Annotated in this window: 11 protein-coding genes; 5 read left to right on the top strand and 6 right to left on the bottom strand. The window is 71.4% G+C overall.

Annotated elements, in window-relative coordinates:
• Positions 1-258: 258 nt before the first annotated feature.
• A complete protein-coding gene (locus ACWC24_RS05410) occupies positions 259-1,725 on the top strand; it encodes a sensor histidine kinase (RefSeq protein ID WP_450661732.1) in 1,467 nt (488 codons plus the stop codon).
• 176 nt (positions 1,726-1,901) lie between these two features.
• Here ACWC24_RS05410 and ACWC24_RS05405 read toward each other — a convergent pair whose 3' ends face one another.
• Positions 1,902-2,159 (bottom strand): WhiB family transcriptional regulator, encoded by a 258-nt coding sequence (locus ACWC24_RS05405; RefSeq protein ID WP_006142322.1) that lies wholly within the window; start codon positions 2,157-2,159, stop codon positions 1,902-1,904.
• A 315-nt stretch (positions 2,160-2,474) separates the two neighbouring features.
• Positions 2,475-3,443 (bottom strand): diacylglycerol/lipid kinase family protein, encoded by a 969-nt coding sequence (locus ACWC24_RS05400; RefSeq protein WP_450661508.1) that lies wholly within the window; start codon positions 3,441-3,443, stop codon positions 2,475-2,477.
• A gap of 117 nt (positions 3,444-3,560) precedes the next feature.
• Between ACWC24_RS05400 and ACWC24_RS05395 the strand changes: the two genes are divergently transcribed.
• Positions 3,561-4,031, top strand: coding sequence for a hypothetical protein (locus ACWC24_RS05395; protein WP_450661507.1), 471 nt, complete (start codon positions 3,561-3,563; stop codon positions 4,029-4,031).
• A gap of 3 nt (positions 4,032-4,034) precedes the next feature.
• Here the strand turns inward: ACWC24_RS05395 and ACWC24_RS05390 are convergent, their stop codons facing one another.
• The 3 genes from ACWC24_RS05390 to ACWC24_RS05380 form a co-directional block, all read right to left on the bottom strand.
• Complete coding sequence (locus ACWC24_RS05390; RefSeq protein ID WP_450661506.1) at positions 4,035-5,144, bottom strand: RNA polymerase sigma factor SigF; 1,110 nt, start codon at positions 5,142-5,144, stop codon at positions 4,035-4,037.
• Positions 5,141-5,554 carry an anti-sigma regulatory factor gene (locus ACWC24_RS05385; RefSeq protein ID WP_450661505.1) on the bottom strand — a complete coding sequence of 138 codons (414 nt, stop codon included), beginning with the start codon at positions 5,552-5,554 and terminating at the stop codon, positions 5,141-5,143. The genes ACWC24_RS05390 and ACWC24_RS05385 overlap by 4 nt, the downstream gene beginning before the upstream one ends.
• Positions 5,555-5,826: 272 nt before the next feature.
• Positions 5,827-6,087, bottom strand: coding sequence for a UBP-type zinc finger domain-containing protein (locus ACWC24_RS05380; RefSeq protein ID WP_450661504.1), 261 nt, complete (start codon positions 6,085-6,087; stop codon positions 5,827-5,829).
• Between the two features lie 61 nt (positions 6,088-6,148).
• On the opposite strand from ACWC24_RS05380, the gene ACWC24_RS05375 reads away from it, so the two are divergent.
• A complete protein-coding gene (locus tag ACWC24_RS05375; protein ID WP_450661503.1) occupies positions 6,149-7,747 on the top strand; it encodes a Na+/H+ antiporter in 1,599 nt (532 codons plus the stop codon).
• A gap of 143 nt (positions 7,748-7,890) precedes the next feature.
• Here the strand turns inward: ACWC24_RS05375 and ACWC24_RS05370 are convergent, their stop codons facing one another.
• Positions 7,891-8,787: a 1-aminocyclopropane-1-carboxylate deaminase/D-cysteine desulfhydrase gene (locus ACWC24_RS05370; RefSeq protein WP_450661502.1), complete on the bottom strand. Its 897-nt coding sequence runs from the start codon at positions 8,785-8,787 to the stop codon at positions 7,891-7,893.
• Positions 8,788-9,002: 215 nt separating this feature from the next.
• Between ACWC24_RS05370 and ACWC24_RS05365 the strand changes: the two genes are divergently transcribed.
• Both ACWC24_RS05365 and ACWC24_RS05360 read left to right on the top strand, forming a co-directional pair.
• Positions 9,003-10,409, top strand: coding sequence for a family 2B encapsulin nanocompartment shell protein (locus tag ACWC24_RS05365; RefSeq protein ID WP_450661501.1), 1,407 nt, complete (start codon positions 9,003-9,005; stop codon positions 10,407-10,409).
• A gap of 121 nt (positions 10,410-10,530) precedes the next feature.
• The gene (locus ACWC24_RS05360; protein ID WP_450661500.1) at positions 10,531-11,652 is read left to right on the top strand and encodes a family 2 encapsulin nanocompartment cargo protein polyprenyl transferase; all 1,122 of its coding nucleotides are present in this window, start codon (positions 10,531-10,533) and stop codon (positions 11,650-11,652) included.
• Positions 11,653-11,664 lie beyond the last annotated feature (12 nt).

Raw genomic sequence — 11,664 nt, 5'->3', positions numbered from 1 at the left:
ACAACGAGCCTCCGTTCTCCCCGCACAGGAGAGCGGACCGAGGATCCGGTGCTCTCTGCCCTGACTGCCCCGGCTCCTCATCCTTCGGCCGAACGGGACCGCACACCCCGTGGCCGGATATTGCTCCGGGCTGCGGTGCCGACGGAGGGCTGAGGGTCCCTCCCAGGCGCCGCGGCCCGCGGGTGTTCCAGGACGGGGACGGACCGGCTGTTTTACGGCTGGTTCGGACCGGCGGGTACGCTCGCACACGTGCCCTCCATGAACGAACTCGTACGCCAGCACACGGCCCTCGACGACTCCGACCTCGAGTGGCTCCACCTGCTGGTCTCGGAGTGGCAGTTGCTCTCCGACCTCTCCTTCGCCGACCTGGTCCTGTGGGTGCCCACCCGCGACGGCGCCCGGTACGTCTCCGTCGCCCAGATGCGGCCCAACACCGGCCCCACCTCCTACCAGGACGACATGGTCGGCCACCTCGTCCCGCGCGGGCGCCGCCCCATGCTGGACGCGGCCCTGGACGAGGGCCGGATCGTGCGCGAGGGCGACCCGGAGTGGCGCGAGGAGGTCCCGGTCCGGGTCGAGTCGATCCCCGTACGGCGCGAGGGGCGCGTCCTCGGCGTGATCGCCCGCAACACCAACCTGCTCACCGTGCGCACCCCGAGCCGCCTGGAGCTCACCTATCTCCAGAGCGCCTCGGACCTGGCGCAGATGATCGCCGCGGGCGCCTTCCCGTTCCCCGGCCAGCAGGTCGACATGGACGCCTCGCCGCGTGTCGGCGACGGGCTGATCCGCCTCGACGCGGACGGCATCGTGCAGTACTCGTCCCCCAACGGGCTGTCCGCCTACCACCGGATGGGCCTCGCCTCGGACCTCGTCGGCCAGCACCTGGGCCAGCTCACCGCCGAACTCGCCCCGACCCGGGGCCCGGTGGACGAGGCGCTGGCCAAGGTCGCCAGCGGCTGGGCGCCGCGCGAGTTCGAGATCGAGGCCAACGACGGGGTGATCCAGTTCCGAGCGATCCCGCTCAAGCCCAAGGGCACCCGCATCGGTTCGCTGGTACTGCTGCGGGACGTCACCGAACTGCGCCGCCGCGAGCGGGAACTGATCACCAAGGACGCGACCATCCGGGAGATCCACCACCGGGTGAAGAACAACCTCCAGACGGTGGCCGCGCTGTTGCGGCTCCAGGCGCGGCGCATCGACTCCGAGCGCGGTCGCGAGGCGTTGGAGGAGGCCGTGCGCCGGGTGGGCTCGATCGCGATCGTGCACGAGACGCTCTCCCAGAACCTCGACGAACGGGTGGAGTTCGACGAGATCGCCGACCGGGTCCTCGCGATGGTCGCGGAGATCTCCCCGGGCAAGGTCACCGGCCGGCGCACCGGCCGGTTCGGCATCCTGGACGCGGAGGTCGCCACCCCGCTGTCGATGGTGCTGACGGAAATCCTCCAGAACGCCCTCGAACACGGCTTCCGCGAGGGCGACACGGGCACGGTCGAGGTCTCCGCGGTCCGCGGCGGGACGACGAAGGAGGGCCGACTGCTCGTCACCGTCCAGGACGACGGCGTCGGTCTGCCCGAGGGCTTCGACCCGCACCGCTCGGGCAACCTCGGCCTCCAGATCGTACGGACGCTGGTGGAGGGGGAGTTGGGCGGCAGCTTCGACATGGTCAGGGCACCGGAGCGCGGCACCCAGGTGATCCTGGACATTCCGGTCAGTGCGCAGAAGTAGGCACCTTCGCCCGGACAGCATTGAGCCCCGGACCACCAAGTGATCCGGGGCTGAAGCTCGTTGCTGCTTTTTACTGCTAAGCGCATCGGGGGTACTGCGCGCTGCGGCTCGGGGGCGGGAGTTGCGTACTCGCTGTACGCGCCGCCAAGCTCAGGCTGTTAGCGGGGTGGGTGAGGTCAGGCGGAGGCCTGACGAGCCCGGTTGCGGGCGGCGCGGCGCTTCATTGCGCGACGCTCGTCCTCGCTGAGGCCACCCCAGACGCCGGAGTCCTGGCCGGACTCGAGCGCCCACTGCAGACACTGATCCATAACGGGGCAGCGACGGCAGACGGCCTTGGCTTCCTCGATCTGCAGCAGCGCAGGACCGGTGTTGCCGATGGGGAAGAAGAGCTCGGGGTCTTCCTCGCGGCAAACGGCGTTGTGACGCCAGTCCATGGCTGCTACCTCTCCTTGGTATTACATGCAAGTTGCTTGTGAATGTGAACGCTTTCACGAATCCCTCAACAAGTGAAGGGCCACCCGCCAGGTTCCCTGGCGTGGTCCTTGTGTAGAGGGGTTCCGGTGATCTGTGGAGGCCGGTGTTGCGGGCCGTCCCGATCGCCAGGAAGAGACTCGCAAACCTCGACGGCGGATACAACCCCTTCTGAAAAGTTTTTTTTGATTCCTCGGTGTCGACTAGGTCACAGCCGTACTTCCATGGGGTGGATCCTGGCCTAAACGTTCGAGTGAAAGGACTTTGGCCCGTTCCGCTCACACAATCACACGCAGTGCACGGCGAACGCCTGTGAACGTCACGCTCGTACGCAGTCCCAGGTGGTCGCCGTCCATCTGGAGGGGCAGTGGCACCTTCGAATGCAAGGTGAACTGGTCAAGGTCGTGCAGTGAGGTCGCATGCCTGCCATGGGGTCCCCGCTCCGGGGACGAAGTGAGCAACTGCGTGCCATACCGGGCAACCGCCGCCGTGGACAGTCGGCTGAGACCGAGTACGTCGAGACCTTTATCGAACGAGGCCTTAGGCGACGTGTACATCGGGCGATTGCCGAGATACGTCCAGGGGGACGTGTTCGAGACTATGGCGACCACCAGATCGGCGACCGTGTCCTCACCGGGCCGATCCACCGAGATCGTGCCGCGTCGCCGGTGCTGCTCCCCCAGGAACTGCCGGACGACCTGACGAACGTACAGCGCGTGCGTCGACTTCATGCCGCGCTCGCGCTGCTGCTCGACCCGGCCGACCACGCCCGCGTCGAAACCCAGGCCCGCGTTGAAGGTGAACCAGCGGGACGGCACGGACTCGTCGTCCGTGCCGGGCGTACCGGAGGTGAGGCCGAGGCCGACCGTGCGCTCTCGGCCCTCGCGCAGGGCGTCCAGCAGGGCGCCGGTCGCCTCGACGGCGTCGTTCGGCAGTCCCAGGGCGCGGGCGAAGACATTGGTGGAGCCACCGGGGACCACCGCGAGGCCGGGCAGCCGGTCCGGGTCGGGGCCGGAGTGCAGCAGGCCGTTGACGACCTCGTTGACCGTGCCGTCGCCGCCGAGCGCCACGACCATCTCGACCTCGCCGCTCTCGGCCGCCTCGCGGCCCAGGTCGCGCGCGTGTCCCCGGTACTCGGTGGTGGCCACCTCGAGCTTCATCTCGCTGGCGAGCGCGTGGATCAGTACATCGCGCGTACGTGCGCTTGTGGTGGTTGCCGCCGGATTGACCACGAGAAGTGCACGCATGGGGTGCAGCGTACCTACTGGGTGGTACCCGGCCCAGACCGAGGGTAGGGATCGGGTAAGAGATCAGGACATGAGGCTCGACCCGGACGGCCGGGCTGACCGGGCTACCCTTCTCGGGTGAGCAGCCAGAGCCCCTCCAGTTTTGAGACCGAGATCACGCCGGAGAACGCCGGCCCCCGCCCGCGGCGGCTGACGTACGCCGCCGCGCTCGCCGCCCTCGAAGGGCTCGCCCTGCTCGTCGGAGGCGTGTGGATCCTGGTGCTCGGACTCACCGGCGACTCGGGCGACCGCACGTCGGGGGTGACCGGCGGGGTGACGCTGATCGCGCTCTCCCTGCTGCCGCTGCTCGCCGCCCGCGGCCTGCTCGGCCGGCGCAGCTGGAGCCGGGGCCCCGCGCTCATCACGCAGATCATGGCGCTGCCGGTGGCCTACACGCTGCTCCAGGCCGACAGCGCGGCGATCCCGGCCGGTATCGCGCTGGCGATCGCGGCCGTCGCCTCGCTCGTACTGCTCGTCAACGCGGAGACGACCCGGGCCCTCGGGATCCGGGGGCCCGGAAACGCGCGGCATCAGGACGAGCCGAAGTAACCGCTACTCCTCCACGAGCAGCTTCTCCCGCAGCTGCGCCAGGGTGCGCGCCAGCAGACGGGAGACGTGCATCTGCGAGATGCCGACCTCCTGCGCGATCTGCGACTGGGTCATGTTGCCGAAGAACCGCAGCAGCAGGATCCGCTTCTCGCGCGGCGGGAGGTCCTCCAGCAGCGGCTTGAGGGACTCCCGGTACTCCACGCCCTCCAGCGCCTCGTCCTCCGCGCCTAGGGTGTCGGCGACCGCCGGGGACTCGTCGTCGGTGTCGGGGACGTCCAGGGACAGCGTCGAGTACGCGTTCGCGGACTCCAGGCCCTCCAGGACCTCTTCCTCCGAGATGGCCAGCTTCTCGGCGAGCTCGTGCACCGTGGGCGAGCGGCCGTGCTGCTGCGAGAGCTCCGCGGTCGCCGTGGTGAGGGCGAGGCGCAGCTCCTGGAGCCGACGGGGCACGCGCACCGCCCAGCCCTTGTCGCGGAAGTGCCGCTTGATCTCACCGACGACCGTCGGCGTCGCGTACGTCGAGAACTCGACACCGCGCTCCGGGTCGAAGCGGTCGACCGACTTGATCAGGCCGATGGTGGCGACCTGGGTGAGGTCGTCCAGCGGCTCGCCGCGGTTGCGGAAGCGCCGCGCCAGGTGCTCGACGAGCGGCAGATGCATGCGGACCAGCCGGTTGCGCAGCTCCGCGTACTCGGCGCTGCCCTCCTTGAGCTGGCGCAGTTCGACGAACAGGGCCCGTGCTCCGGTGCGGTCCTGTGGGTCGTGCTGCGTGGCCTGCGGCGCGCTCTGCGCGTCCGGCTTCTCGTCTCGCTCGTGCTCGCTCATCGTCCCGCCCGTTGCCCTTCCCCGAGCTCTCGCCTCGGCGCGGCCGGGGAAGGCCCCGGACCGCCGCTCCCGAGGCGCGCTCTGCACGGCACCTTCCCGATCCCGCTGCCCGTCGTCGTCCGGGAGACCGGCCTCCGAGGTGTGTTCCTCCGGATGCGGCCGGGCCGGCTCGGGGATTCCGTCGATGCCTTCCGCCATGCGCCGGGAGTCGTCCAGGTCGGTGTTCTCGGCCGGCAGCCCCCGCGCGCCGCGCTCTTCGTCCCGCACCGGCCCGTCCCCGTTCCTCACGCCGACCCGGGTCCCGCGCCGCGCTGTTTGTAGAGGCTGATCGACACGGTCTTGTCGTCGTCCACGGCGGAGGAGACCTTGCCCGCGAGGGCGGACAGCACGGTCCAGGCGAAGGTGTCCCGTGACGGAGCGTGACCATCGGTGGTCGGCGCGGAGACGGTCACTTCGAGCGAGTCGTCGACGAGTCGGAAGACGCAGCTGAGCACGGAGCCCGGCACGGCCTGCTGGAGCAGGATCGCGCAGGCCTCGTCCACGGCGATGCGCAGGTCCTCGATCTCGTCCAGGGTGAAGTCCAAACGGGCCGCGAGGCCGGCCGTGGCCGTCCGCAGCACCGACAGGTAGGCACCCGCAGCCGGCAGCCGGACTTCCACGAAGTCCTGGGTCGCGGGCTCGCCTGCGATCTGGGACACCCTCACCTCCAAGGTGGTACAAGCTATTCGGGGCCGAGGGTCGCCCCCCGGGGTGACACGAAGTGTGGTTCAGCGGTGACGCTATCGCGCGCCCGACTTTGCTGTCCCCCGGACCCCAACCCCTTGCTGTCACTCATAGTAAACCTACGGATACGCTCCGTGGCTAGGGGTTTGCGGGCCCAAATGGGAAGAGCGCGCGCCGGGTTGACGTACCCAGACGTCAGACGGTCGAACCGTACCCGTCGGACGGTCTCGCGGGTGCCCGTCCAGGGTCACACGAGGACATGGTCCACGAAGCACCAACGCCAGTCCTCACCCGGCTCGAAGGTCCGCATCACCGGGTGGCCGGAGTCCGCGTGATGCCCCGTGGCGTGCCGTCCCGGCGACGAGTCGCAGCAGCCGACGTGGCCGCACGTCAGGCACAGACGCAGCTGCACCGGGTGCGTGCCGGCCGCCAGGCACTCCGGACACGTGGCGGTGAGCGCCTCGGGTTCGGGGTGCGGGAGTGCGTCCGAGTGCGTGCACTGTTTCATGATTGCCAGATTACGACGGCCGCACGGTCGGCGGCGCGGAAAACGAGGGCGGGCGAGGACCATGGACGTGATGCCACTGCTGTTGCTGGTGGCGGGGAGCGCGGCGATCGCCGCGGCGGCCCGGCGCACCCCGGTGCCGGCGCCGCTGCTGCTGGTCGCGGCCGGCCTGATGGTGTCGTACCTGCCGGGGGTGCCGGACTACACGCTCGACCCGGACGTCGTCCTGCCGCTGCTGCTGCCCCCGCTGCTGTACACGTCGGCCACCGACAGCTCCTACCTCGACCTGCGCGCCCAGCTGCGTCCCGTGGCGCTGCTGTCGGTCGGGTACGTGCTCTTCGCGACCTTCGTGGTCGGCTGGGCGGTGTACCGGATCGTGCCGGAGATGCCGCTGACCGCGGCGCTGGTGCTGGGCGCGGTGGTGGCGCCGCCGGACGCGGTCGCGGCCACGGCGGTGGCCCGCAGGGTCGGCCTGCCCTCCCGGATCACCACGATCCTCCAGGGCGAGTCGCTCCTGAACGACGCCACCGCCATCACCGCCTACAAGGTGGCCCTCGCGGCCGCCGTGGGCGAGGGCGCCACCTGGGCCGGCGGGGTCGGCGAGTTCCTGGTCGCGGCGGTCGGCGGTGTCGGGGTCGGTCTGGTCCTGATGGCGCCGCTGCACTGGCTGCGCACGCGCCTGACGGAACCGCTCATCCAGAACACGCTGTCCCTGCTGATCCCGTTCGTCGCCTACGCGGTCGCCGAGCAGTTCCACGCCTCCGGGGTCCTCGCCGTGGTCGTCGTCGCCCTCTACCTGGGGCACCGTGCGTGGGAGGTCGACTTCGCCACCCGGCTCCAGGAGGAGGCGGTGTGGAAGATGGTCGCCTTCGTCCTGGAGTCGGCGGTCTTCGCGCTGATCGGCCTCCAGCTGCCCGTCGTCGTGCGCGGACTCGGCGCCGACGAGGGGGCCGACGCCGCCTGGTACGCGGTGGTCCTCTTCCTGGTGGTCGTCGCGGCCCGGTTCGTGTGGGTGTACCCGGCGGCCTTCGTGCCGCGACTGCTGTCGGCGCGGATCAGGGAACGCGAGGAGAACCCCACCTGGAAGGGGGCGATGATCACCTCCTGGGCCGGGATGCGCGGCGTGGTCTCGCTGGCCATCGCCTTCTCGATCCCGATGACCGTGCACCACGGCGGCGCGCCCTTCCCGCAGCGCAATCTGATCCTCTTCCTGACCTTCACCACCGTCATCGGCACGCTGGTGGTGCAGGGGCTCACCCTGCCCCCGCTGATCCGGCTGCTGAAGCTCCCCGAGCCCGACCCGCAGGCCGCGACCCTCGCCGAGGCCAACGCGCAGGCACAGGCCTCCCGGGCCGCCGAGCGGCACCTGGAGGAGCTCCTCGCCGACGAGCGCAACGCCCTCCCGCCCCCGCTCGCCGACCGCCTGCGCATGGTCCTGGAACGCCGTCGCAACGCCGTCTGGGAGCGGCTCGGCCAGGTCAACCCGGTCACCGGCGAGACCGTCGACGACACCTACCGCCGGCTGTCGAGGGAGATGATCGGCACCGAGCGCGAGGTCTTCGTGAAGCTGCGCGACGGCCGCTACATCGACGACGAGATGCTGCGCACCCTGCTGCGCCGACTGGACCTGGAGGAGGCGGCGGCCTACCGGGAGGCGGCGTGAGCACCCGCGCGCGAGGGGGCGGGGGCGGCTGTGCGCGGCACCGCCGCGGCCGGGGTACGCACCGGGCGGAGTGTGCGGGGCCGCGTGCGGGGGCTTCGGCCGGCCGCCCGTGACGGGCGTCGTGAAGGGCGGGCGCCCGCGGGTCACGGGCGGCCGGTGATCACCGCCGCGACGGTGCTTCCCGGCGCGAGCCGGCCCTCGTCGGCGAGGGCGACAAGTCCGTACAGCAACTTGGCGACATAGAGACGCTCGACGGGCAGGCCGTGGCGCTGTTCGAAGTCCGCGGCGAAGGCGTCGAGTTCGGGGGTGGTACGGGCGTAGCCGCCGAAGTGGAAGCGGTCGTCGAGGGACCAGGCGCCGCGACGGCGGCCGAACGCCCGCTCCTGGAGTGCCTGTGTCTCGGCGTTCAGGAAGCCGCCCTTGAGGACCGGTATGCCCAGGGCGCGCTGGCCGGGAGCGAGCCCGGCGGCCAGGCCGGCCAGGGTGCCGCCGGTGCCGCAGGCGACCGCGACCACGTCGGCGAGACCGCTCAGCTCACCGCCGAGGGACACGCAGCCCCGGACCGCCTCGGCGTTGCTGCCGCCCTCGGGGACGACATGGGCGTCCTCGGCGTCGGCCGCCCGCAGGATCGCGGCCAGGGTCCGCGGCTCGGCCTTCGCCCGGTACGTCGACCTGTCGACGAAGTGCAGCCGCATCCCGTCGGCCGCGCAGCGGGCCAGACAGGGGTTGAGGGGCCGGTCGGCCAGTTCCTGCCCCCGGACCACGCCGGTCGTGCGCAGGCCCAGGAGCCGGCCGGCCGCGGCGGTGGCGCGCAGATGGTTGGAGTACGCGCCCCCGAACGTGACGATCGGCCGCCCCGCCGCCGCTTCGAGGTTCGGCGCCAGCTTGCGCCACTTGTTGCCGATCAGCTCCGGATGGATCAGGTCGTCGCGTTTGAGCAGCAGCCGGACGCCGTGCCGCGCGAACCGCACGTCCTCCACCTCCTGGAGCGGCGAGGGCAGCCGGGGCCGCAGGGCGGCGAAGAGGTCGGAGCTGGTCACCCCGCCATTGTCGGACACCTGTCCTGATCGGGCCGGCCGCCCCACGGGTACGAGGGCGGGACGGCCGCTCGGGATCCCTCTTCCTGCCCCGCCGCCCGGTGATCCATTCCCGCTCTTTCGGGTAATAGCACCGCCACGCTCCGTGATGGAAGGCTGGTCGCGAGATCGGTGCCCGGTGCGAACGGCACCGGTGCATGACGGGAGGGCAATTCAGAATGTCGGTAGGCGAAGAGGTCCGCACGGATCAGGGCAAGCCGCAGCAGAGCCTCGGCACGGCCGCAGCGCGGAACCTGGCCACCACCACCAAGTCCGCTCCCCAGATGCAGGAGATCAGCTCGCGCTGGCTGCTGCGGATGCTGCCCTGGGTGGACGTGCAGGGCGGCACGTACCGGGTGAACCGGCGCCTGACCTACGCGGTCGGTGACGGCCGCATCACGTTCGTGAAGACGGGGGACCGGGTGGAGGTCATCCCCGCCGAGCTGGGCGAACTGCCCGCCCTGCGGGACTACGAGGACCAGGAGGTACTCGCCGAGCTGGCCCAGCGCTGCCGGCAGCGGGAGTACGCCCCGGGCGAGCTGATCGCCTCGTTCGGCAGCCGCACGGACGAGGTGTACCTGCTGGCGCACGGCAGGGTGGAGAAGGTCGGCACCGGCCCCTACGGGGACGACGCGGTGCTGGGCGTCCTCGCCGACGGCGCGTACTTCGGCGAGGCGGCGCTGATCGACCCGGAAGCCATCTGGGAGTACACCGCCCGGGCGGACACCGCGTGCACGGTCCTGATCCTGTCCCGCCAGGACCTCGACCAGGTCGCGGAGCGCGCGGACACGCTGGGTGAGCACATCGGGCGGCTGCGCGCCATCCCCGAGCAGCGCACCAACAAGTACGGCGAGAAGGCCGTCGACCTCGCGGCCGGCCACTCCGGCGAGGCCGAGATCCCGCACACCTTCGTCGACTACGACGCCAGGCCGCGCGAGTACGAACTGAGCATCGCCCAGACCGTCCTGCGCATCCACACGCGCGTGGCGGACCTCTACAACCAGCCGATGAACCAGACCGAGCAGCAGTTGAGGCTCACCGTCGAGGCGCTGAAGGAGCGCCAGGAGCACGAGCTGGTCAACAACCGGCAGTTCGGGCTGCTCCACAACTGCGAGTACGACCAGCGGCTCCAGCCGCACGACGGCGTCCCGAGCCCGGACGACATGGACGAACTGCTCAGCAGGCGACGCGGTACGAAGCTGTTCCTCGCCCATCCGCGCGCGATCTCCGCGTTCGGGCGCGAACTCAACAAGCGCGGACTCGTCCCCGAGACGATCGACGTCGGCGGGAACCGCATCCCCACCTGGCGTGGCGTCCCGATCTACCCGTGCAACAAGATCCCGGTCACCGAGGCCCGGACCAGCTCCATCATCGCGATGCGCCTGGGGCAGGAGGAGCAGGGCGTCGTCGGCCTGCGGCAGTCCGGCATCCCGGACGAGATCGAGCCGAGCCTGTCGGTGCGGTTCATGGGCATCAACGAGCAGTCGATCATCAACTACCTGGTGACGGCCTACTACTCGGCCGCGGTCCTGGTGCCGGACGCGCTCGGTGTCCTGGAGAACGTCGAGATCGGCCGCTGGCGGTGAACCCGCCTGCCGGAACCTCGAGTTCCGGCCCGTCCCCCCGGGTGCGCTCCAGGGGGGTGCGCCCGGCCGGGACGGAAGCGTCCGACGCGCCACCGTGCGCCGCTGCTGCGAGGGGGATTCCATGACCGAGTTCACGACACGGGGGAGAACCGAGACGCTCGAAAGGCGGACGACCATAGCGACCCCGGGGAACGGGCGGCCCGCTCCGGCCGACGGGCACGAGGCGGCGGTGATCCTGGAGCGGGCGCGGGCCTCGGTCGACCCCGAGCTGCGGGCGGCTCTCGACTCGCTGCCCGGTTCCATGCGCCGGGTCGCGCTCTACCACTTCGGCTGGGAGCACGCCGACGGCACACCGGCGGCGGCCCACGCGGGCAAGGCGATACGTCCCGCGCTCGTGCTCACCGCGGCCGCCGCGCTCGGCGGCCCGGGCGCACGGGAGAGCGCCGTGCGGGCGGCCGCCGCGGTGGAGCTGATCCACAACTTCACGCTGCTGCACGACGACGTGATGGACCGCGACACCACGCGTCGGCACCGGCCCACCGCCTGGACCGTGTTCGGCGACCCCGACGCCATCCTCGCCGGTGACGCCGTCCAGGCGCTGGCGCTCGGGCTGCTCGCCGAGGACCCGCACCCGGCGTCCGGGGCCGCCGCCGCCCGGCTCGCCGCGTGTGTGGTCGAACTGTGCGCCGGGCAGCAGGCGGACACGGCGCTGGAGCGGCGCAACCCGGCCGACGTCACCCTCGACGAGGTGCTCGCCATGGCCGAGGCCAAGACGGGAGCGCTCCTGGGGTGTGCCTGCGCCCTGGGCGCGCTGTACGCGGGGGCCGCCGAGGACGACGTCGACGCGCTCGACACGTTCGGCCGCCAGGCCGGGCTGGCCTTCCAGCTCATCGACGACGTGATCGGCATCTGGGGCGACCCGAACCGCACCGGCAAGCCGGCCGGCGCGGACCTGACCGCCCGCAAGAAGTCGCTGCCCGTGGTCGCCGCGCTGACCTCCGGCACACCGGCCGCCGCCGAACTGGCCGAGCTGTACGCGGTGCCGTGCGGGACGGCGGACGCTGCGGGGACGGCGCGTATCGCGCTCGCCGTGGAGCGGGCCGGCGGCCGGGACTGGGCGCAGAGCCAGGCGGCCGACCGGATGTCCCGGGCGATGGGCGAACTGGCCCGGGTGATTCCGGAGCCGGAGTCCGCGGGCGGCCTGCTCGCCCTGGCCGAGTACGTGACCCGGCGCAGCGACTGAGCGCCGGCCGGG

The sequence above is a fragment of the Streptomyces sp. NPDC001443 genome, assembly GCF_053597355.1.
Note: the sequence above shows the minus strand (reverse complement) of the source record. Positions and strands in the feature narration are given on the sequence as shown.